Origin of the sequence: Streptomyces sp. NPDC090083 (assembly GCF_044747445.1) — a bacterium.
In the GTDB taxonomy this organism is placed as follows: Bacteria; Actinomycetota; Actinomycetes; order Streptomycetales; family Streptomycetaceae; genus Streptomyces.
In genome coordinates, this window is record NZ_JBIVED010000010.1 from 152775 (window position 1) to 175136 (window position 22362).

Annotated in this window: 17 protein-coding genes; 8 read left to right on the plus strand and 9 right to left on the minus strand. The window is 70.5% G+C overall.

Annotation, left to right across the window (positions count from 1 at the left end):
• Positions 1 to 223: 223 nt before the first annotated feature.
• Positions 224 to 1828 (plus strand): citramalate synthase, encoded by a 1605-nt coding sequence (cimA, locus tag ACIPTO_RS31050; protein WP_401197652.1) that lies wholly within the window; start codon positions 224 to 226, stop codon positions 1826 to 1828.
• A gap of 188 nt (positions 1829 to 2016) precedes the next feature.
• Here cimA and ACIPTO_RS31055 read toward each other — a convergent pair whose 3' ends face one another.
• Positions 2017 to 3885, minus strand: a complete 1869-nt coding sequence (locus ACIPTO_RS31055; RefSeq protein ID WP_401197655.1) for a ricin-type beta-trefoil lectin domain protein — start codon at positions 3883 to 3885, stop codon at positions 2017 to 2019.
• 134 nt (positions 3886 to 4019) lie between these two features.
• Between ACIPTO_RS31055 and ACIPTO_RS31060 the strand changes: the two genes are divergently transcribed.
• Entirely contained in the window at positions 4020 to 7031 is a 3012-nt protein-coding gene (locus ACIPTO_RS31060) for a glycoside hydrolase family 3 protein (RefSeq protein WP_401197658.1), read from the plus strand.
• A 33-nt stretch (positions 7032 to 7064) separates the two neighbouring features.
• Here the strand turns inward: ACIPTO_RS31060 and ACIPTO_RS31065 are convergent, their stop codons facing one another.
• Positions 7065 to 8162, minus strand: a complete 1098-nt coding sequence (locus ACIPTO_RS31065) for a sensor histidine kinase (RefSeq protein ID WP_401197935.1) — start codon at positions 8160 to 8162, stop codon at positions 7065 to 7067.
• Positions 8163 to 8172: 10 nt separating this feature from the next.
• Positions 8173 to 8952, minus strand: a complete 780-nt coding sequence (locus tag ACIPTO_RS31070) for a response regulator transcription factor (RefSeq protein ID WP_401197661.1) — start codon at positions 8950 to 8952, stop codon at positions 8173 to 8175.
• Between the two features lie 138 nt (positions 8953 to 9090).
• Here ACIPTO_RS31070 and ACIPTO_RS31075 point away from each other — a divergent pair, with 138 nt between their 5' ends.
• Both ACIPTO_RS31075 and ACIPTO_RS31080 read left to right on the plus strand, forming a co-directional pair.
• A complete protein-coding gene (locus ACIPTO_RS31075) occupies positions 9091 to 10074 on the plus strand; it encodes an endonuclease/exonuclease/phosphatase family protein (RefSeq protein WP_401197937.1) in 984 nt (327 codons plus the stop codon).
• 65 nt (positions 10075 to 10139) lie between these two features.
• Positions 10140 to 11489: a hypothetical protein gene (locus ACIPTO_RS31080; RefSeq protein WP_401197664.1), complete on the plus strand. Its 1350-nt coding sequence runs from the start codon at positions 10140 to 10142 to the stop codon at positions 11487 to 11489.
• Between the two features lie 28 nt (positions 11490 to 11517).
• Here ACIPTO_RS31080 and ACIPTO_RS31085 read toward each other — a convergent pair whose 3' ends face one another.
• Positions 11518 to 11943: a MarR family transcriptional regulator gene (locus tag ACIPTO_RS31085; RefSeq protein ID WP_366320841.1), complete on the minus strand. Its 426-nt coding sequence runs from the start codon at positions 11941 to 11943 to the stop codon at positions 11518 to 11520.
• Between the two features lie 62 nt (positions 11944 to 12005).
• Between ACIPTO_RS31085 and ACIPTO_RS31090 the strand changes: the two genes are divergently transcribed.
• Together ACIPTO_RS31090 and ACIPTO_RS31095 are read left to right on the plus strand one after the other, a co-directional pair.
• A complete protein-coding gene (locus ACIPTO_RS31090) occupies positions 12006 to 13127 on the plus strand; it encodes an FUSC family protein (RefSeq protein WP_401197667.1) in 1122 nt (373 codons plus the stop codon).
• Positions 13128 to 13247: 120 nt separating this feature from the next.
• The gene (locus ACIPTO_RS31095; RefSeq protein ID WP_401197670.1) at positions 13248 to 14318 is read left to right on the plus strand and encodes a DNA glycosylase AlkZ-like family protein; all 1071 of its coding nucleotides are present in this window, start codon (positions 13248 to 13250) and stop codon (positions 14316 to 14318) included.
• On the opposite strand, the gene ACIPTO_RS31100 is transcribed toward ACIPTO_RS31095, so the two are convergent.
• Positions 14305 to 14916 carry a YceI family protein gene (locus tag ACIPTO_RS31100; RefSeq protein ID WP_401197672.1) on the minus strand — a complete coding sequence of 204 codons (612 nt, stop codon included), beginning with the start codon at positions 14914 to 14916 and terminating at the stop codon, positions 14305 to 14307. The genes ACIPTO_RS31095 and ACIPTO_RS31100 overlap by 14 nt on opposite strands.
• Positions 14917 to 15317: 401 nt before the next feature.
• Between ACIPTO_RS31100 and ACIPTO_RS31105 the strand changes: the two genes are divergently transcribed.
• The gene (locus ACIPTO_RS31105) at positions 15318 to 16901 is read left to right on the plus strand and encodes an acyl-CoA carboxylase subunit beta (protein WP_401197674.1); all 1584 of its coding nucleotides are present in this window, start codon (positions 15318 to 15320) and stop codon (positions 16899 to 16901) included.
• A 57-nt stretch (positions 16902 to 16958) separates the two neighbouring features.
• The gene (locus tag ACIPTO_RS31110; RefSeq protein WP_366320851.1) at positions 16959 to 17150 is read left to right on the plus strand and encodes an acyl-CoA carboxylase subunit epsilon; all 192 of its coding nucleotides are present in this window, start codon (positions 16959 to 16961) and stop codon (positions 17148 to 17150) included.
• 157 nt (positions 17151 to 17307) lie between these two features.
• On the opposite strand, the gene ACIPTO_RS31115 is transcribed toward ACIPTO_RS31110, so the two are convergent.
• From ACIPTO_RS31115 to ACIPTO_RS31130, 4 genes are all read right to left on the minus strand, one after another.
• Entirely contained in the window at positions 17308 to 17889 is a 582-nt protein-coding gene (locus tag ACIPTO_RS31115) for an ATP/GTP-binding protein (RefSeq protein ID WP_009314218.1), read from the minus strand.
• On the minus strand, positions 17870 to 18442 hold the full coding sequence (locus tag ACIPTO_RS31120; protein WP_266772906.1) for a DUF742 domain-containing protein: 573 nt from the start codon (positions 18440 to 18442) through the stop codon (positions 17870 to 17872). Before ACIPTO_RS31120 ends, ACIPTO_RS31115 begins: the two co-directional genes overlap by 20 nt.
• A gap of 94 nt (positions 18443 to 18536) precedes the next feature.
• Positions 18537 to 18950, minus strand: a complete 414-nt coding sequence (locus tag ACIPTO_RS31125) for a roadblock/LC7 domain-containing protein (protein ID WP_005479603.1) — start codon at positions 18948 to 18950, stop codon at positions 18537 to 18539.
• Positions 18951 to 18960: 10 nt separating this feature from the next.
• Positions 18961 to 22248, minus strand: a complete 3288-nt coding sequence (locus tag ACIPTO_RS31130) for a nitrate- and nitrite sensing domain-containing protein (RefSeq protein ID WP_401197678.1) — start codon at positions 22246 to 22248, stop codon at positions 18961 to 18963.
• Positions 22249 to 22362: the final 114 nt, after the last annotated feature.

The window sequence follows — 22362 nt, forward strand, 5'->3', positions numbered from 1 at the left end:
TATTGGCAGCAGGCGCGCCGGTCCGCAGTGACCGCCTCGTACGACCAGGTACGGGCGGCCATCGTCGTCCTCGACCCGCGCGCAGACCTCTCGCACCCGCGAGGGGTTTTTCGCTTTTCTGGCCCACCTTCAGCCGGGAGCGCAGCGCGAGGGATCATTGGGGGACGGTGGAGCCGGTCATTCCGGTACAGACCGAGATCCAGATCCTCAGGAGCCAGAGACCATGACGGAACCCAGCGAACGCGACGATTCGTTCCACGTCTTCGACACGACCCTGCGTGACGGCGCGCAGCGGGAGGGCATCAACCTCACCGTCGCCGACAAGCTGGCCATCGCACGGCACCTGGACGACTTCGGCGTGGGCTTCATCGAGGGCGGCTGGCCGGGCGCCAACCCGCGGGACACCGAGTTCTTCGCCCGCGCCCAGCAGGAGATCGACTTCAAGCACGCCAAGCTCGTGGCCTTCGGCGCCACCCGGCGGGCGGGCGCGAAGGCGGCGGAGGACCCGCAGGTCAAGGCCCTCCTGGAGGCCGGCACCGAGGTCGTCTGCCTCGTCGCGAAGTCCCACGACCGTCATGTCGAGCTGGCCCTGCGCACCACCCTCGACGAGAACCTGGAGATGGTCCGCGACACCGTCTCCCACCTGGTCGCCCAGGGCCGCCGCGTCTTCGTCGACTGCGAGCACTTCTTCGACGGCTACCGCGCCAACCCCGCGTACGCGAAGGCGGTCGTACGGTCCGCCGCCGAGGCCGGTGCCTCCGTCGTGATCCTCTGCGACACCAACGGCGGGATGCTCCCGGCGCAGATCCAGGCCGTCGTCGCCACGGTCCGCGCCGACACCGGGGCCCGCCTCGGCATCCACGCCCAGGACGACACCGGCTGCGCGGTCGCCAACACCCTCGCCGCCGTCGACGCGGGCGCGACCCACGTCCAGTGCACGGCCAACGGCTACGGCGAGCGCGTCGGCAACGCCAACCTGTTCCCGGTGGTCGCCGCCCTGGAGCTGAAGTACGGCAAGAAGGTCCTCCCCGAGGGCCGGCTCCGCGAGATGACGAGGATCTCCCACGCCATCGCCGAGGTCGTGAACCTCACCCCCTCCACCCACCAGCCCTACGTGGGCGTCTCGGCCTTCGCCCACAAGGCGGGCCTGCACGCCTCCGCGATCAAGGTCGACCCCGACCTGTACCAGCACATCGACCCCGAGCAGGTCGGCAACACCATGCGGATGCTGGTCTCCGACATGGCCGGCCGCGCGTCGATCGAGCTGAAGGGCAAGGAACTCGGCATCGACATCAGCGGCGACCGCGAACTGGTCGGCCGAGTGGTGGAACGCGTGAAGGAACGCGAACTCAAGGGCTACACCTACGAAGCGGCCGACGCGAGCTTCGAGTTGCTCCTCCGCGCCGAGGCCGAGGGCAGGGCCCGCTCCTACTTCGAGGTCGAGTCCTGGCGCGCGATCGTCGAGGACCGCCCCGACGGCACCCACGCCAACGAGGCCACGGTCAAACTCTTCGCCAAGGGCGAGCGCATCGTGGCCACCGCCGAGGGCAACGGCCCTGTCCACGCCCTCGACCGGGCCCTCCGCGTGGCCCTGGAAAAGCTCTACCCCCAGCTCGCCAAGCTGGAGCTGGTCGACTACAAGGTCCGCATCCTGGAGGGCAAGCACGGCACGTCCTCCACCACCCGAGTCCTCATCGCCACGTCGGACGGTTCCGCGGAGTGGTCCACGGTAGGCGTGGCCGACAACGTCATCGCCGCGTCCTGGCAGGCACTGGAGGACGCGTACACCTACGGCTTGCTGAAGGCGGGAGTGGAGCCCGCGGAGTGACAAGTACCGCCGGAGGGACTGACAGTCAGCCCCTCCGGCGGTGTGTTCTTTCAGCCCCTCCGGCGCTGCTTCCTTCTTTCAGCCCCTCCGGCGTTTGAGGAGCGGGGGTCCAGGGGGCAGGGCCCCCTGGCGGGGCCCGGGGCGGAGCCCCGGAAGGAGGGGACGGGTAGGGGCGGCGGGGGCGAAAACTACTGCAGACGCCACTTCTGGTTGGCGGTCCCCGTGCAGGTCCAGATCTGCCCCCGCGCCCCGTTGGCCGACGAATTGTCGGTCACATCAAGACACTTGTTGGCCGCGGTGTTCACCACATCCCCGGTACCGGCGTTGTACGACCACTGCTGAGCCGCGGTCCCGTTGCAGTCGTAGAGCTGCACCTTCGCCCCGTTGGCGGTGGAAGCCGACGTCACATCAAGGCACTTGCCGAGCGCCCGCACCGTCCCGTCGGTCCCCACGGTCCACTGCTGCGCGGACGAGGAGTTGCAGTCGTAGAGCTGCACGGCCGTGCCGTTGGTGGCCGAACCCCCGGCCACATCGAGGCACTTGCCCGCGAGCCCCACGAACGCCCCGGTCTGGCCACCGCCCCCGGCCTGCGTCCCGGCCCAGGTGAACGTCGCGGACGTCTTCCCGGGCAACGAGTAAGTCGCGTGCTGGCCACCCCAGTTGATGGTCACCGTCTTCGCCGCGGAGGCGTCGTTGTACGCGATCAGCGCCTTCGAACCGTCCGGGTTGCGCCACGCCACGTTGGGCACGTTCGTGGACGCCGTGGAAGCGATCCGCTGGGCTCCCGGCCGGACGAACTTCGTCAGCTGGCCCATCGTGTAGTACTCGACGGTGTAGTCGACGGTCCCGCTCGCGCCGTCGCCGTTGTGCACGGTGATGAGCCCGGTGCAGGTGCCGCAACCGCCGTTGTGCGGCCCCATGTTCTGGTCCACGGCGAGCGACCACTTGGTCACCGACTTCGCCCAGTTCCGGGTGTAGTCGATGATGTTGTTCATGTCCTCGCGCTGCTGGTTGGCGATCCAGGTGCCGCCGGAGTGCTCGGTGCCGAAGGCGTCCAGCGTCGGGTACTGGTTGTGCACGCTGGTCTGCTTGGTGACGTCACCGCCGTAGCCGTGCCAGGCGATCCCGCCGAAGTTCGGGTTGGCGCGCACCGCCGCGTCGTCCACGGTCGAGGCCGCGTAGGAGTCGTAGACGTCCCAGTTCCAGTCGTGCGCCAGCACCTTCGTCGTCAGTCCGGACGCGTTGAGCTTCGGGAGGAGTTCGCTCTTCGTGAAGTAGGCGAGCCCGGACGCGTTCCAGCTCATCGACGGATAGCCGGAGCAGCAGGTGGGCTCGTTCTGCGCGGTCACGTAGGAGACGTTGACGCCCTGGTTCTTGTACGCCTGGAGGTACTTGACGAAGTAGTCGGCGTAGGCGCCGTAGTCCTCGGCCTTCAGCCAGCCGCCGTTGAGCGAGCCGCTGTCCTTCATCCACGCGGGTGCCGTCCATGGCGAGGCCATGACAGTCAGAGAGGGGTTGAGGCTCAGCGCCTGCTTGGTGAGCGGCACGACGTCCGCCAGGTCGTGCGCGATCGAGAACGAGGTGAGGTTCGGGTCGGTCTGCCCGGCGGGCACGTCGTCGTAGGAGTAGCCGAAGCGGGCGAGGTCCGACGCGCCCATCGGGTTGCGCAGGAACGAGAGCCCGATCCCGCCGGTCGGCGAGAACAGCTTGGTCATGGTCGCGTTGCGGGTCGCCGCCGACAGCGCGCCGCTGCTGTTCATCAGCCAGGCGGCGGTGTCGGTGAAGGACGCTCCGCCGCCGGTGAAGGTCTGGTAGCGGGTGTTCTCGTCGACGGTGATGTTCTCGCCGCTGCCGCCGGTCCCGGACGAGAAGGCGAACGGCGTCTGGGCCTGGAGGCCGCGGGTGACATGGCGCCCGGCGGCGTCGTCGGTGGTGGTGAGATAGGCGGTGACCTGTTCACCGGCCGCGTGCGCGGGGGGTACGGCCGCGGTGAAGCCGGCCACGGAGAGCAGTCCGGCGAGGAGCAGCCGGGCCGTGCGGGGGGTTCTCCTGGACATGGTTGCGTTAGCCCTTCCTGACGAGACGTCTTGACGGGTCTGCGGGCCGTTAGTTAACTCACGGCGTGATCTAAGCCATGAGTGAACTGTGCGAAACCAGAGTGAACCAGAGCCCCAGAGCCGAGGGAAGGTCCATGCCAAGAACCGCCCTGCTCGTTTCCACCGCCCTGTGCGCCGCGCTGCTGTCACCGGCCGCCGTCTCCCAGGCGGCTGCCGCCGCCGACCCGGCCCCCACGCCCGTCGACCGCTTCGAGGGCGAGGTGCCCTTCGCGAGCCAGCCCGCCGAGGGCATCTTCACCTGGGGCGGTGACACCGACGACCCGCCGCAGCTCGCCCTGACCGCGAGACCCGACGCCCCCGAGGGCGCGAAGGTCCTTTCCGGGACGTACGACATCAGCGGCTACGGCGGCTTCACCCACGACTACGCCGCCACCGAACCCGGCCACGACTGGTCGGCGCACCGGGGCATCCGCTTCTGGTGGGACGGTCAGAACACCGGCAAGGCCACGAATTTCGAGATCAAGGACGGCGGCGCGAACGGCGAGGCCTCCGAGTTGTGGACGACGTCCTTCACGGACGACTTCACCGGCTGGAAGCAGATCGAGATCCCGTTCACGGACTTCGTCTACCGCACGGACTACCAGCCCGTCGGCGGCATCGACCACGTCCTCGGCCTCACCCAGATGTGGGGTTACGCGGTCACCCTCCCCGTCGGCATCCGCGGACAGTTCGCCATGGACGACGTCGAGCTGTACGGCAAGGCCGACCAGTCCCTGCGCGCCTCCGTCACCACCGACTCGGCCGTCTACCCGGTCAAGGAGGGCGGCACGGCCGCGGTGAAGGTCACCGTCTCCACCACCGGCGCCGTCCCCCTCGACGACCCGGTGACCGTCGCCTACACGTCCGGCGGCGGCACCGCCACCTCGGGCAAGGACTACACCCCGGTCTCCGGCACCCTCACCTTCCCGGCGGGCACCGCGTCCGGCGCCACCCGGACCGTCAAGGTCAGCACGCTGAAGGACAAGTCGGCCGAGAACGCCGAGACGATCCCGCTGAAGCTCACGGTCACCGGCGCCAAGGCCCCGACCGAGAACCCGCAGGTCGTCGTCGACGCGCACGGACTGCCGTACCTGGACAGCAAGCTGCCGGTCAAGAATCGGGTCGCCGACCTCGTCAAGCGCATGTCGCTGGAGGAGAAGGCCGGGCAGATGACCCAGGCCGAGCGCGGCGCGATGAGCACGCCGGGCGACATCGCCTCCTACGGCCTCGGCTCGCTGCTCTCCGGCGGCGGCTCGACCCCGACGCCCAACACGGCGGCGGCCTGGGCGAAGATGATCGACTCCTTCCAACTCCGGACGCAGGCCACGCGGTTCCAGATCCCGCTGATCTACGGCGTCGACGCCGTGCACGGCCACAACAACCTGGCCGGCGCCACGATCATGCCGCACAACATCGGCATCGGCGCCACCCGGGACCCCCAACTTGCCCAGAAGACCGGCGATGTGACGGCCAGTGAGGTCCGCGCGACCGGCGTCCCCTGGGACTTCGCCCCCTGCCTCTGCGTCACCCGCGACGAACGCTGGGGCCGCTCCTACGAGTCCTTCGGCGAGGACCCGGCGCTCGTCGAGTCCATGGAGACGGTGATCCAGGGTCTCCAAGGCGCCGCGAACGGCAAGCAGTTGAAGGACGCCGACAAGGTCCTGGCCACCGCCAAGCACTTCGTCGGCGACGGCGGCACCGCGTACGGCTCCTCCACCACGGGCACGTACACGATCGACCAGGGCGTCACCACGGTCACCCGGCAGCAGCTGGAGGCCATCCACCTCGCCCCGTACCGGACGGCGGTCGACCGGGGCATCGGCACGGTCATGCCGTCCTACTCCTCGCTCGACATCGTCGGCGACGGCCTCGGCCCGGTGAAGATGCACGCCCGCGCCGACATGATCAACGGCGTCCTCAAGAAGCGCATGGGCTTCGACGGCTTCGTCATCAGCGACTGGAACGCCATCGACCAGCTCCCCGGCGACTACGCCTCGCACGTCGACACGGCGGTCAACGCGGGCGTCGACATGATGATGGTCCCGTACACCTACAAGGACTTCAGCTCGACGCTCGTCGCCGAGGTGAAGGCGGGACGCGTCACCGAGAAGCGGATCGACGACGCCGTGTCGCGCGTCCTCACCCAGAAGTTCAGGCTCGGCCTCTTCGAGAAGCCCTACGCCGACACGCGCAACGCCTCGAAGATCGGCTCGGCCTCGCACCGCGCCGTGGCCCGGCAGGCGGCGGCCGAGTCGCAGGTGCTGCTGAAGAACGCGGGCGGCGTGCTGCCGCTGAAGAAGTCGCAGAAGGTCTACGTCGCCGGTTCCAACGCCGACGACCTCGGCAACCAGACCGGCGGCTGGACCATCACCTGGCAGGGCGCGTCCGGCACCAACACCACCGGCACGACGATCCTCCAGGGGATGAAAAACGCCGGCGGGAACGTCACGTACTCCAAGGACGCGTCCGCCTCGACCAGCGGCTACGACGTCGGAGTGGTCGTCGTCGGCGAGACCCCGTACGCCGAGGGCGTCGGGGACGTCGGCAACGGCAACGACCTGACCCTCACCCCGGCCGACCAGGCGGCCGTGGACAAGGTGTGCGCGGCGATGAAGTGCGCGGTGCTCGTCGTCTCCGGGCGCCCGCAGCTGATCGGCGACCGACTCCCCAGGATCGACGCCCTGGTGGCCTCCTGGCTGCCCGGCACCGAGGGCGACGGAGTGGCCGACGTCCTCTACGGCAAGCGCGCCTTCACCGGTCAACTCCCGGTCACCTGGCCGAAGTCGGAGGCCCAGCTGCCGATCAACGTCGGCGACACGTCGTACGATCCGCAGTTCCCGTACGGCTGGGGCCTGACGACCCTGGCGAAGGCGCCGACGGGTGGCACGTCCGCTCTGAAGGCGCTGGAGGCCGCGGCGGCGCACACCAGGTCGGCCGCGACCGGCAGGGCGCTCGTCGGCAAGGCGCGGCTGCTCGTGCAGGCGAAGGTGGGGCAGCACGTGACGGCGGCGGTGTCGAAGCCGTTCGCCGACGCGGACCACCTGCTGCTGACGGGCAGGTACGCGGCGGCTGTGAAGAAGCTGGAGGAGGCGTACCGGGCGGCATAGCGACCGTCCGCGCTCCCCGCACCCCCTGTGGCCTCAACGGCACGGGGGGTGCGGTCGTCGGCCGGCGGGAAGGTCCACCGTGACGCGGAGGCCGCCGCCGGGGCGCGGGGTGAGGGTCAGGGTGCCGTCGTGGGCGCCGGTGATCGTCTTGACGATGGCCAGGCCGAGGCCCACTCCCGCGTGGTCGGCGCGGAGGCGTTCGGTGCCGCGCTGGAAGGGCTCGGTGAGGGTCGGGACCTGGTGGGGGGTGAGGACGTCGCCGGTGTTCTCCACGGTGAGGACGGCGGAGACGGGGCCGACGGCGGTGGTCACCCGGACCGTGCCCCGGTCGGGGAGGTTGTGGACGATCGCGTTCTGCACGAGGTTCGTGACGAGCTGGAGCAGGAGGGGCTGGGAGCCGAGGGCGGGGGCGATGTCGCCGCCGGTCTCGATGGTGACGCCGCGCTTCTCCGCGAGCGGGAGGAGCGTCTCGGCGGCTTCCTCCGCGACCAGGGACAGGTCGACGGGTTCGCGGGTGAAGGACCACTGGTGGGCGCGGCTGAGCAGGAGCAGGGCCTCGGTGGCCTCGATCGCCCGGGTGTTCACGGTGTGCAGCCGGTCGATGATTTGTCCGGTGTCCTGGTCCGGATCGGCGCGGGCCAGGTCGAGCAGGCTCTTCGAGACCGCGAGCGGGGTGCGCAGTTCGTGGGAGGCGTTGGCCGCGAAGCGCTGCTGTTCGCAGACGTGGGCCTCGATCCGGGCGAGCATGGTGTCGAAGGCGTCGGCGAGTTCGCGGAACTCGTCGTTGCGGCCCGGGAGCCGGATGCGGTGGGACAGCGAGCCGTTCGTGGCCGTGCGGGTGGCGTCCGTGATGCGGGTCAGCGGGGCGAGCATCCGCCCGGCGAGGATCCACCCGCCGACCAGGCCGAACACCAGGAGGAACGCGAGGACGGCGGCGGCTCTCGGCGCGAAGACGTCCAGGAGGGCGGACCGGACGGGGAAGACCCCGGTGAGTCCGTCGTCGCGGTTGATCAGCACCGCCCGGTCGGGGACATAACGCAGGAGGAACACCCACACCGCGACGAGCAGCAAGGTGCCCGCGACCATGAGGAACCCGGCGTAGCTGAGGGCGAGTCTGAGACGGACGCTCATCCCGGCCGCCCTATCCACGGCCGTCTCCACGGCCGCCTCCACGTCCACCTCCACCTACGCCTCCCTCTCCAACGCCGCCTTTGTCTCCGCCTCCCTCTCTGTCTCCCTCACCATCGGCTCCGGCCGCGGGCCGCGCTTCGACGCGGTAGCCGACACCCGGCACGGTGGCGATGATCCAGGGTTCGCCGAGCCGCTTGCGCAGCGCCGAGACGGTGATGCGCACGGCGTTGGTGAACGGGTCGGCGTTCTCGTCCCAGGCCCGCTCCAGGAGTTCCTCCGCGCCGACGACTCCGCCCTCGGCGGCCACCAGGACGTCCAGCACGGCGAACTGCTTCCTGGTCAGCGCGATGTAACGGCCGTCGCGGTAGACCTCCCTGCGGAACGGATCGACGCGCAGACCCGCCAACTCCCGTACGGGCGGCCGGCTGTGGGCGCGCCTGCGGTCCAACGCCCGCAGCCGGAGCGCGAGTTCCTTCAGCTCGAAGGGTTTGGTGAGGTAGTCGTCGGCGCCGAGCTCGAACCCGCTGGCTTTGTCGTCGAGCCGGTCGGCTGCGGTGAGCATCAGGATCGGCATCCCGCTGCCGGAGGCGACGATGCGCTGGGCCACCTCGTCGCCGGAGGGGCCCGGGATGTCGCGGTCGAGGACGGCGATGTCGTAGGCGTTGACACCCAGCAGTTCCAGCGCGGTGTTCCCGTCACCGGCGATGTCGGCCGCGATCGCCGCCAGACGCAGGCCGTCGCGGATCGCTTCGGCCAGGTAGGGCTCGTCCTCGACGATCAGCACACGCATGGGTTCGATGGTAGGAGTCGGCACATATCGTCCGCGTATCGAAAACGGCATACGCGTCGGCAACACCGGGCCGCCTTGGCTGACGGGGTGACGACCTCCCGAACGCCCTTCGTGCCCCGCCTGCCCTTCGCCCTCCGGATGCCCCTCGCCCCCTGGAGACGCGGTCCGCTGCTCGTGGCGGCGGCCCTGCTGCTCGGGCTGGTCATGGCGCTGCACGCCCGCATCCCGGATCTCGGGGGCGTCGGCAGCCTCGTCGAGAACCTCCTGCCGTGGTGCGGGGCGGGCGTGCCGGTGCTGCTGGCCGGGGCGGTGTGGCGCCGCTCCGCCTCCGCCGCGGTCGCGCTGGTGTTGCCGGTCACGGTGTGGGTGAGCCTCTTCGGCGGGCTGCTCACCGACCGGTCCCACCCCGGCGGCGACCTCACCGTGGTCGGTCACAACGTGGGCGCGGGCAACTCCGACCCGGCCGGCACCGCCCGCGAACTGGCCGCGTCCGGCGCGGAGTTGCTCGCCCTGGAGGAGCTGACCGACCAGGCCCGGGGCGCGTACGCGAAGGTCCTGGCGAAGGCGTACCCCTACCACGTGGTCCGAGGCACGGTCGGGCTCTGGAGCAGGCTGCCGCTGTCGGACACGCGGGCGGTGGACGTGCTGCGGGGCGATACCGGGCCGCTGGCGAGGACCAAGGCGCCCGAGTCGGCGGCGCGGAAGGCGGACGAGGTGCGGGCGCTGCGCACCACCGTGACCACCGACCACGGGCCGCTCGCGGTGTACGTCGTGCACCTGGGTTCCGTGCGGGTGATGCCCCGGCACGGCTTCTGGACGGACTCCCGCGACGTCGGCGCCCGCGCGCTCGCCAAGGCGGTGGCCGCCGAGCGGAACGAGCGGGTGGTGCTGCTCGGCGACCTGAACGGCACCACGGACGACCGCGCGTTCCAGGGCCTGACCTCCCGGCTGACCTCGGCGCAGAAGGCCGCCGGGAACGGCTTCGGGTTCACCTGGCCCGCGGCGTTCCCGGTCGTGCGGATCGACCAGATCCTGGTACGGGGGGTGCGGGCGCGGAGTGCGTGGGAGCTGCCGGCCACCGGGAGCGACCACCTGCCGGTGGCGGCCCGGATCAGCTGGTGAGCGGCGGCCGGCGGGCGGACACGGGTGGACCGACCAAGGAGACCCGGTTCGGGTAGCGTCGAATCATGAAGGCTGTGATCCGGACCCGACGCCTCGCCGGGCTGCTGCCGGCCCTGCTGCTCGCCGTCCTGACGACGGTGTCCCCGGCCGCCGCGGACACCGGTGTCTCGACCATCGGGCAGGCCCTGCGGAAGGGACCCGTCTACGTCGACCCGGCGTCCTCCGGGCTGCCGTCCGCCGACGCGCTCGCGCAGCGGATCAAGAAGGCGGACAAGCCGGTGTTCGTCGCGGTCCTTCCCGCCGGATACCCCACGGCGAAGCTCTTCACGGACCTCCGCACCGCCACCGGCATCACCGGCCTCTACGCGATCCGCCTCGGCGACCGTTTCGACGCCCGCGCCGACTCCTCCGTCCTGTCCAACACGGCCGTGAAGAACCTGGTCAGCAGCGTGCAGGGCGAGGACGCGACGACCCAGCTCGCCGACTTCACCGACCGCGCTCTCGCCGCCATGGGCGGCTCGGCGCCCGCGTCCTGGGGCGGCTCGCCGGACGACGGCGGGGGAGTCTCCGGTACGGCGCTGATCGTCGCGGGCGGGGTGCTGGTGGCCGGCGGCGCGGGGGCGTACACGCTCGTACGCCGTGGCCGTCGCCGCCGCGAGGAGGAACAGCGGGCGGCGCTCGACCAGCTGCGGGTGGTCGTGGACGAGGACATCACGGCCTTCGGCGAGGAACTCGACCGCCTCGAATTCCACCCCGCCGAACCCGGCGCCGACGACGCCATGCGCGCGGACTACGAACGGGCCCTGGACGCCTATGAACAGGCCAAGTCGTACATGGCGGCGGCCACGAGACCCGAGGACGTCCGGTCGGTCACCCAGGCGCTGGAGGACGGCCGCTTCTCGCTCGCCCGGCTCGCCGCGCGCCGCGAGGGCCGGCCGCTGCCCGAGCGCCGCGCCCCCTGCTTCTTCGACCCGCGCCACGGCCCCTCGGTCGCCGACGCCACCTGGACCCCGCCCGGCGGCGCGCCCCGCGAGGTCCCGGTCTGCGCGGCCGACCGGACGCGCCTCGCCGACGGCCGGGACCCGATGATCCGCGAGGTCGACACCGACTACGGCCGCCGCCCGTACTGGGACGCCGGCCCGGCCTACGGCCCCTGGGCGGGCGGCTACTTCGGCGGCGGCCTCCTCCCCGGCCTCCTCGTCGGCACGGTCCTCGGCAGCATGATGTCCACCCCGTCCTACGCCTCCGACTACGGCACGGGCTACGGCGACTTCGGCACCGGCGGCTTCGACGGCGGTGACGTCTCCGGCGCCAACTTCGACCCGAGCGACTTCGGCGGCGACTTCGGCGGAGGCGGCGACTTCGGAGGCGGCGGGGACGGGGGAGGCGGCGGAGACTTCGGCGGAGGCTTCTGAAAGCCGGACACCACCGGCCCGCAGCCGATCACCCACCGCCCGCGAGCCGTTCCATCAACGCCCCCGCCAACTCCAGCACCCCCCGCTCCGTCGCGCTCAGCGACGCCAGCGCCTCCGCGAGCCACACATCCCGCTCGCCCATGTCCTGATCGAGGGCCGCCCGCCCCGCCGCCGTCAGCGTGAGCACGGACTGCCGCCGGTCCACCGCGCTCGGTTCCCGTGAGATCAGCCCCTCCGCCTCCAGCTCGCCGAAGACCCGGGTCAGGGACTGCGGCCGCTGCCGCTCGGCCGCCGCGATCTCGCCCGGCGTCGCGGAGTGATGCCGGTGCAGATGCCCGAGCACGATCAACTGGTTCGGGGTGAGCCCGGCCTCGTTGCCGCGCTCCTGCCGCAGCCGCCGGTTCAGCCGTACCACGCCACGACGGATCCGGGCGGCTTCGGAGAGGTGATCCATGACGAACATCGTACGCGAGCACTTACTATCCAGTGCCGATTCCTCCCGCTACTCTCGGGACTGTGACCGCCAAACTGATACGCAACGCGTACGAAGCGGCCCTGACGATGACCGCCGTGCTGCTCTGCTGGGGCGCAGCCCTCTGGCTGGAGGGTGCCGCCGGACTCCACACCGACGTGCTTGTCCTCGCCGTCGCGCTGACCCTCACCCTGTCCTCCAGCCAGCGCACCGCGGACACCCGCCGCCGCCTCACCGCGCTCCTACTGCTGCCCGCCACGGCCGGGGCCTCGATCCTCGTCGGCCGGCTCATCGGCTCGCACTACGCGCTCGGCGCCGCCGTCTACACGGCGGGCATGACACTGGCGATCTGGATCCGCCGCTACGGCCCCGCCGCCACCAAGGCCGGCACCCTCATCGCCCTCCCGCTGGTCACCCTCCTCGTCGTCCCCGGCCCCGCGCTGCCGGCCAAGGCCCAGAGCGGGCTGGTCACGTGGGCCTGGGCGGCGCTGATCGGCGCGGTCGCGTGCGCCGGGGTCTGGCTCGTGCAGGGGCTGGCGGACCGGTACGGGCCACAGGACTGGCGCGTGCGGGCCGCCCCCGGACACCGCCCGCACCGCTCCCGTCTCCACCCCCGCCCCAGCACCCGCATGGCCCTGCAGATGGCGGCCGGTATCGCCGCCGCCTTCGTCCTCGGGAATCTCCTCTTCGACGACCACTGGCCCTGGGTGGTCCTCACCGCGTACGTCGCCGCGAGCGGCAACCGCGGCCGAACGGACGTCCTGCGCAAGGGACTTGAACGCCTCGCCGGAGCCACCGTGGGCACCGTCCTCGCCGCGGGTGTCGCGGCGGCCGGTGTCACCGGACACACCGCCGTGGCGCTCATGTTCACCGTCCTGGCCGTGGCGTTGTGGCTGCGCCCCCTCACCTACGCCTACTGGGCCGCCGGAATGACCTGCGCGCTCTCCCTGCTCCTCGGCTACTTCGGCCAGGACGCGCTGACCCTGCTGCCGACCCGCCTCGAAGGGATCGCGGTCGGCGCGGCCCTGTCGGTGGCGTCGGCATGGTGGCTCCTCCCGGTGCCGCGCACCCGCCGCCCCGCAACGCCGGCCCTCCATGCCGACGGCCCGCGCGGTGGGGCCGCCGGCGGCCGGCGGGACGGCGAACTCAGCCCGAGGGACGCGTGACCGAGCCGCGTCTGCGCCCGATCCCGGCCGGGCTGCGCCAGGATGACGAACGGGCCACCGACCCCGAGTGGTGGCCACGGCGGACACGCCACCTCCCCGCAAGCGCCCAGTGGAGCCCCCGTGCATGAACTCACCCGCCCGCAGGCCCGCAGGATCGCCGTCCAGGCCCAGCTTCTCGACGCCGACCGGCCCACCGGACTCCACGCCGTCGTACGCCGGTTGACCCTCCTCCAGATCGACCCCACCGCCGCGATCGCCCCGAACGCCGACCTGGTCGCCTGGAGCCGCCTCGGGTCGGGGTACGCGCGGGAGGACCTCGCCGCCGCGCTCGCGGACCGCAGCCTCCTCGAACTCCGCGCGATGATCCGCCCGAGCGAGGACCTGGCGCTGTACCGCGCCGACATGGCCGTGTGGGAGAGCGAGACGACCCACTACCGCGCGTGGGTCGCCGCCAACGACGCGTGCAGGCGGGACATCCTGGAGCGGCTCGGGGATCAAGGGCCGCTCACCTCACGGGAGTTGCCCGACACGTGTGCGGTGCCGTGGAAGTCGTCGGGGTGGACGCACCACCGCAACGTCAGCCAACTGCTGGAGCTGATGGTGCTGCGGGGGGAGGTCGCCGTCGCGGGGCGCGCGGGGCGGGAGCGGCTGTGGGACCTGGCCGCACGCGTCTACCCGGACGAACCCGCCGTGCCGGTCGCCGAAGCGCGCCGGCAGCGGAACGAACGGCGGTTGCGTGCCCTCGGCATCGCCCGGGCCACCGGCACCGCGCTCCCGGTCGAACCCGCTGTCGTCGGCGACGCCGGTGAACCGGCCGTCGTGGAAGGGGTGAAGGGGGAGTGGCGGGTCGATCCCGCCTGCCTGGACCGGCCGTTCAGCGGGCGGGCCGCACTGCTGTCGCCCTTCGACCGGCTGATCCACGACCGGAAGCGCACCACCGAACTCTTCGGCTACGACTACCAGTTGGAGATGTACAAGCCGGCCGAGAAGCGCCGCTGGGGATACTTCGCCCTGCCGATCCTCTACGGCGACCGGCTCGTCGGGAAGCTCGACGCCACCGCCGACCGCAAGGCCGGCGTGCTCCTGGTGAACGCCGTCCATCAGGACGTGGAGTTCAGCAGGAGCATCGCCGATGCCGTGGACGCCGAGATCGAGGATCTGGCGGTGTGGCTGGGCCTCAGGCGTTCTTGATCGCCGAGATGTCGAAGTTCAGCTTGATCTTCTCGGAGACGAGGACGCCACCGGTCTCCAGCGCCGCGTTCCACGTGAGGCCGAACTCGGAGCGCAGGATCTCGGCCTTGCCCTCGAAGCCGACGCGCTCGTTGCCGAACGGGTCCTTGGCCGCGCCGTTGAACTCCAGGTCGATGGTGATCGGCTTGGTGGTGCCGAGGATCTCCAGGTCACCGGTGATGCGGTAGTCGTCGCCACCGAGGGACTCGGCGGAGGTCGAGCGGAAGGTCATCGACGGGAACTCGTCCGTCTTGAAGAAGTCCGCGCTCTTGAGGTGACCGTCGCGGTCCGCCGAGCCGGTGTCGATGCTGTCCATCTTGACGTCGAGCGACGCGGTGGATTTCGCCGGGTCGGCACCGTCCAGGTGCAGGGTGCCGGAGAAGTCGAGGAACTTGCCCTTGACGTTCGTGACCATCGCGTGCCGGGCGGTGAAGCCGAGCGTGGTGTGCGCGGGGTCGATGGTGTAGTCGCCGGTCAGCGCGGCCAGGTCGGGGGTGGTGGCGGCCGGTGCCGGGGTGGTGGTCTCGGTGTCGTCGCTCTTGCGGCCGAAGATGCCCATGACGTGCTCCTAAAGGGGACGGGAAGCGTGCGGGATCGGATGGTGCTGCACTCTGTTGAACGTTCAACGAAGTGAACAAGAAGGACCGTAGACCTATTCCATTCAATTTTCAACATCATCCGCAGGGTGTTGGGCCAACTACTACGGGCCACTTCTACGAGTACGCTCTCCCGGCACTCCCGGCAACGCGAGAATCACTCCGGAGACGGCATCCGCCCCAGGTGAATGTGAGGTGGCTCTCAGCTGTCGGCTTTGTGTAACCCCTACAACCGGCAGGGCCCGTGAGCAGTCGGAACGGCTGCATGCCGGTGAGGTTCTGTTCAGGGGTACCAGGAAAACGGGCCGGAGACTGTGCAGAGTCGACGGCGCCCTTTCCTCGGTGTCCTTCGTAGGGTCGGTACATGACCGTTTTGGATGAGGCGCCGGGTGAGCCGACGGACGCGCGAGGGCGAGTGGCCGAGCTGCACGAGATCCGTGCGCGAGCACTGGCCGGCCCGAGCGAGAAGGCGACCGAGGCGCAGCACGCCAAGGGGAAGCTGACCGGCCGGGAGCGCATCGAGCTGCTCCTCGACCCCGGATCCTTCCGTGAGGTCGAGCAGCTGCGCCGGCACCGCGCCGTGGGCTTCGGCCTGGAGGCCAAGAAGCCCTACACCGACGGTGTCATCACCGGCTGGGGCACGGTCGAGGGCCGCACGGTCTTCGTCTACGCGCACGACTTCCGCATCTTCGGCGGTGCCCTGGGCGAGGCCCACGCCACGAAGATCCACAAGATCATGGACATGGCCATCGCGGCCGGTGCGCCCCTGGTCTCCCTGAACGACGGCGCCGGCGCCCGTATCCAGGAGGGCGTCTCCGCGCTCGCCGGCTACGGCGGCATCTTCCAGCGCAACACCAAGGCGTCCGGCGTCATCCCGCAGATCAGCGTGATGCTCGGCCCGTGCGCGGGCGGCGCGGCCTACAGCCCCGCCCTCACCGACTTCGTCTTCATGGTCCGCGAGACCTCGCAGATGTTCATCACCGGCCCGGACGTCGTCAAGGCGGTCACCGGCGAGGAGATCACGCAGAACGGCCTCGGCGGCGCCGACGTCCACGCGGAGACCTCCGGCGTCTGCCACTTCGCGTACGACGACGAGGAGACCTGCCTCGCCGAGGTGCGCTACCTCCTGTCGATGCTCCCGCAGAACAACCGGGAGAACCCGCCGCGCGCCGAGTCGGGCGACGAGGCCGACCGCCGCTCGGACATCCTGCTGGACCTGGTCCCGGCCGACGGCAACCGGCCGTACGACATGACCAAGGTCATCGAGGAGATCGTCGACGACGGCGACTACCTGGAGGTCCACGAGCGCTGGGCCCGCAACATCATCTGCGCGCTGGCCCGCCTCGACGGCCAGGTCGTCGGCATCGTCGCCAACCAGCCGCAGAGCCTCGCGGGCGTCCTGGACATCGAGGCCAGCGAAAAAGCTGCGCGCTTTGTCCAGATGTGTGACGCTTTTAACATTCCGATCGTTACGTTCCTGGACGTTCCGGGATTCCTTCCCGGCGTCGACCAGGAACACGGCGGAATCATCCGGCACGGAGCGAAGCTGCTCTACGCGTACTGCAACGCCACCGTGCCGAGGATTTCGCTCATCCTGCGCAAGGCGTACGGAGGTGCCTACATCGTCATGGACAGCCAGTCCATCGGCGCCGACCTCACCTACGCCTGGCCCACCAACGAGATCGCCGTGATGGGCGCCGAGGGTGCCGCCAACGTCATCTTCCGCCGCCAGATCGCCGACGCCGAGGACCCCGAGGCGATGCGCACGCGCATGGTCAAGGAGTACAAGTCCGAGCTGATGCACCCGTACTACGCGGCCGAACGCGGCCTGGTCGACGACGTCATCGACCCCGCCGCCACCCGCGAAGTCCTCATCCGCTCCCTCGCGATGCTGCACACCAAGCACGCGGACCTGCCCTCGCGCAAGCACGGCAACCCCCCGCAGTAATCCAGCGGATTCCTCGCGGTACACCCGCGGAAACCTCATCCACGGAGACTGAGACCTATGAGCACCCCTGACATTCGTGTCGAGAAGGGCCACGCCGAGCCCGAGGAAGTCGCCGCCATCACGGCCATCCTCCTGGCCCGCGCGGCCTCCGCCCCTGCCGAGGCCCCGGCCCACCGCCCCCTCCCCAAGGCCGGCTGGCGCCGCCTGGAGCGCGAGGGCGGCTTCCGGGCACCGCACAGCTGGCACTGAGCGTTCAGCGCGTCCACGGCGGCCCCACTCTCCTTCGGGAGGGTGGGGCCGCCGGCGTTTCCCCTGCCGGACTCACGAGGGTTCATCGTGGCGGCGGGCCACGACAAAGGGGCCCTCTCCGGCTGGAGAGGACCCCTCGGCACAGGTGGTGGGCCGGCTACCGCAGGCGTGCCATCAGCGCGTGCTCGACCAGCGTGATCAGAGCAGACTTGGCATCCGCGCGGTGGCGGGCATCGGTCGTGATGATCGGGGTGTCCGGGCCGATCTGCAGGGCCTCGCGGACCTCGTCCGGGTTGTACGGCTGCTGGCCGTCGAAGCCGTTGAGGGCGATGACGAAGGGCAGGCCGCTGTTCTCGAAGTAGTCGACCGCGGGGAAGCAGTCGGCGAGACGACGGGTGTCCACGAGCACGATCGCGCCGATCGCACCGCGCACCAGGTCGTCCCACATGAACCAGAAGCGGTCCTGGCCGGGCGTGCCGAACAGGTACAGGATCAGGTCCTGGTCCAGGGTGATGCGGCCGAAGTCCATGGCGACCGTCGTGGTCGTCTTGTCTCCGGTGTGGGTGAGGTCGTCGATGCCCGCCGATGCGGACGTCATGACGGCCTCGGTACGCAGCGGGTTGATCTCCGAGACGGCCCCGACGAACGTGGTCTTGCCCACGCCGAAGCCACCCGCCACCACGATCTTCGCCGAGGTGGTGGAGCGGGAAGGACCGCCGCTAGAGCTTGCGAAGTCCACTGAGCACCCTTTCGAGCAGTGTCACGTCTGGCTGGCCGCCGGCGTTCTCGTCGCCGCCGGGCTGATGAATGGCGACCAGGCCCGCCTCCGCCAAGTCGGCGACGAGGATCCTGGCCACACCGAGAGGGATCGTCAGGAGGGCCGAGATCTCGGCCACCGACTTGATCTCCCGGCAGAGGTTGCAGATCCGCTGATGCTCGGGCAACTGGCCCTGCATCTGGTGCGGCTGCGCGGTGGTGTGCACCAGCGCCTCGATGGCGAGCTGGTAGCGGGGGCGCGTCCGGCCGCCGGTCATGGCGTACGGACGCACCAGGGGATTGCTCGTCGACCCCGCGGGCGCCGACTCGGGCGAGCGTCGATGGGGCTGCACCGGCTGGATCCGCGGCGCCGGCGGCTGGTCGTACGGCGAAGGACCGGGGCCCTGCGGGTACGGCTGGCGACGCGGGGAGGGGGAGGAGGGAAAGTTGTACCGGTTCTGGGAACCGTCGCCCTGTCCCTGGCCGGGACCGTACGACCAGTTGCCCGAAGACGAACCGCCTGGGGGTGTTGCCACTTTCTCCTCCTCCGACTGTGCCGGGCACCCATCACTGTGGAGCCGCGTCCCGAAACCTTATGGCCTCGGGCCGCCAAAACGCACCGTCCGTCTGTTAGTTGAGAAGGCTCCCCTGGAGCTCAGCTCGAAGGTCCGGGGTCAGGACAGTACCGGCGCGGTCGACCAGAAGGGCCATCTCGTACCCAATGAGGCCGATGTCCGCCTCGGGGTGCGCGAGAACAGCGAGCGAGGAACCATCGGATACGGACATGATGAACAGGAATCCCCGCTCCATCTCCACAACCGTCTGATTCACACTGCCGCCCTCGAAGATGCGCGAGGCACCGGCGGTCAGCGAGGTAAGACCCGACGCTACGGCCGCCAGCTGGTCGGCACGGTCGCGCGGGAACCCTTCGGACATCGCCAGAAGGAGTCCGTCGGCGGAGACCACCACCGTGTGGGACACCCCCGGGGTGTTGTCCACGAAGTTGGTGATCAACCAGTTCAGGTTCTGCGCCGCCTGGCTCATCGGGCTCACACTAACGCTCCTGGTTGTAGGTGCTGTCAGAGCCGAAACCCTGACCGTTCGTTTCGCTGCCTTCGCTGCGTCCCCGCTGAACCCCGCGGCGCAGGTTGCTCAGCCTGCCCCGGATGTCCTCGGGAGCGCGGGAGACCTGGGGGCCGCCCTGGGGAGTGCTCTCGGCGGTGCCCTCGACCAGGTTGGCCTTGGGTACCCGCCGCGGCAGGCCGGAGGAGGTGACCCCGCCTGCCTTCGGCTTCTTCAGCGCCGACGCCTGCTGCCAGCGCTCGTCGTTCGCCGACCGCCAGTCCGTGGTGCCGGAGCCGCCGTTCGCGGTGCCGAAGACGTCGACCTTGCTCTCCGGCGCGGCCGACGGCCCCTGCTGCGCGGGCCCCGAGCCGTTCGTGCCGCTCGCGGCCGAACCGCGGCGCGGCAGCCCGGCGTCGGTGAGCGCGTGCACGGCGGAGGGCGCCGGTCCCGGACGCTCGAAGCCTACGTGGTCCCGCTCACTGACGTCAGCGGCCTGCGTGGACTCCGCTTCCGGAGCGTACTGGTCCGGATACCCGTTGCGGTAACCGTCCTGCTGCGGCCAGTCGTCCTGGTAGGACTGCTCTTCGAAGCCCGTATACGTCTCCGGGGCCGCGGAGTGCGCGGACGCCTGCTCCTCCCGCGCCGGCTCCGGATAACCCGGCTCCGGGTAACCGCCGTTCGACGGGAAGGAGTCCGGGAAGCCGTCGCCCTGCGGCAGCCCGCCGTTCGGCGCGAAGTACTGCTCGTCGTACGTGGGCTGCTGCGGCTCGTCGTACGACGTCTGCTGCTGCTCCTCGTACGCCGGCTGGCCGGTGAAGCCGGTCGGCTGGTCCTGGTAGCCCTGCTGGCCGTTGCCGTACGGCTGCTGCTGCGGCTCGTCGAACTCGGGGAACTCCGGGTAGTCGCCGGCCTCGGACTCCGTGCCCGGCTTCTGGGTCTCCAGGGCCGCGCGGCGCTCCTCGCGCATCAGCGAACGGCCCACCGGGTCCAGCTCGCGGATGTCGTCCGGCACCTCGGGGTAGCGGGTGTCGTCGAAGCCGAGTTCGGCCGCGGTGCGCATCGGGGCGTGGTTGAAGTCCTCGCCCTGGAACTGCTGCTGCGACTGCTCCGGCATGATCTGCGAGACGGTGAACTCGTCGCGCTGGAGCTGCGACTCGCCGCCGCCACCGTGGGTGATCGCGTCCGGCAGCATGACCAGCGAGGTGGTGCCCGCCTGCTCGCCCGAGGGGCGGAGCTGGACGCGGATGCCGTGCCGGTCGGAGAGGCGGCCGACCACGAACAGGCCCATGCGCTGGGAGATCGCGACGTCCACGGTCGGCGGGTTGGCCAGCTTGTGGTTGATGTCCGCGAAGTCCTCGGCGGTGAGGCCGATGCCCTTGTCGTGGATCTCGATCATGACCCGACCGTCCGGGAGCCGGGTGGCCGTCACACGAACCTTGGTCTGCGGGGAGGAGAACGTCGTCGCGTTCTCCAGCAGCTCGGCGAGCAGGTGCACGAGGTCGGTCACCGCGCGGCCGTGGATCTCGGCCTCCGGGACGCCCGACAGCTCGATGCGCTCGTACTGCTCCACCTCGGAGGAGGCGGCGCGCAGCACGTCGACCAGCGGGACCGGCTGGTCCCAGCGGCGGCCGGGCTCCTCGCCCGCGAGGACCAGGAGGTTCTCGCCGTTGCGGCGCATACGGGTCGCGAGGTGGTCCAGCCGGAAGAGGTTCTCCAGCTGGTCCGGGTCGGCCTCGTTGTTCTCCAGGTCGGTGATCAGGGTCAGCTGGCCCTCGATCAGCGACTGGTTGCGGCGCGAGAGGTTGGTGAAGATCGCGTTGATGTTGCCGCGCAGGAGGGCCTGCTCGGCGGCCAGTCGTACGGCCTCGCGGTGGACCTGGTCGAAGGCGCGGGCGACCTCGCCGATCTCGTCCGTGGTGGTGATGGGGATCGGCTGGACGCGGGTGTCCACGCGGCCCGGGTCGGTGCGCGAGAGCTGGTCGACCAGCATCGGCAGGCGCTGCTCGGCGATGCCGAAGGCGGCGTTGCGCAGCTGGCGCATCGCGCGGCTCATCTGGCGGGCGACGGCCCCGGCCAGGATGAAGGCGAGCAGGAGGGCGACGACGACGATGGCGCCGGTGATGATGGCGTCACGCTGGGCGTTGTCCGAGATGACGGACGCCTCGCTCACCGCCTGGTCGGCCTTGCTCGTCTCCAGCTTGTTGTACGCGTTGTACTTGAGGGTGGTGACGGCCCACCAGTTCTCGGCGGTGATGCCCTTCGTGGCGAGGGCGGCGCGCGCCGAGGGGTCGGTGGTCTGCAGCTGGGACATGCCGCCGACCATGTCGACGGGGTTGGCCGGCGGGGGCACGTAGGTCTCGCCCGCGGCCTTGGCCTGCGCGGCGGCCTGCTTGACCATGGCCGCGCCGTCCGTCTTGACCTTCGCCTCGGCCGTGTTCAGCTTGGCGATGTCCTCGTCGGTGCCACCGGCCTGGTACTCCTGGATGGCGATGCCCTCCAGGTAGGCGTACGAGGTGATGGCGGTGCGCTGCGTGGCGAGGCTGCCCTCACCGGGGCCGGGGTTGACCAGCAGGTGCATGCCGATGGCACGCTCCAGCGAGAGGGCGCCCTTGGCGAGTGCGATGGCGTAGACCGAGCGGCCGTAGCTGGTGATGTTGCCGGTGCCGAGGCCGAGTTCGTTGGAGAACTCGAGGAGCGGGTGCTCGATGTTGACGTAGCTCTCCTCGGTGTCCACCCCCTTCATCTTGGAGGTGTACGCGGAGGCGCGGATCGCCGTGAGCGAGGGCTCCACCTTGCGGAAGCGCTCCAGGCGGCGTTCCAGGTTGGCCCGCTTGGGCATGTTCTGCACGGCCGCGTCGAAGGCGTCGGCGGCCTGGTCGGTGGCCTTGCGGACCGCGACGACCGACTTGTCCTTCTCGCCCTTGCCCAGCAGGAGCGGAGCGGCGCTGGTGTCGCGCTCGACGGTGATCGCGTTGCTGTAGGCGAGCGCGGCCTGCACGAGGCGGGCGGTGTTCGCCGCGTCCCGGGCGTCCTGCCAGGTGTCGATGGAGTTCTTCACCTGGAAGCCGCCCATGACGAGGCCGACGCCCACGGGTATGAGCAGGATCGCGTTCAGCCGGGTCGGCACCCGCCAGTTGCGCGGGGAGAGCCGGCTGCCGCTCGGAGGGGGCGGTGCCGAGGGCTCCGAGCCTGGCACAGGGGCGGGCGCCGCTCCGCGCGGCGGCGGGGTGAAGTTGCCCCGGGCCGACGGCTCGGGACCGTTCTTGCTTCGCCTCACTCGACCAACAACCTTCCGGCGGTCGGCACCTATCCTCGTGCCGCAGTGTCTCAAGCCCGTCAACGACCACTGCCCATCAGTACGTCGTTGACTATTGGGCAGTTCACGCATTCC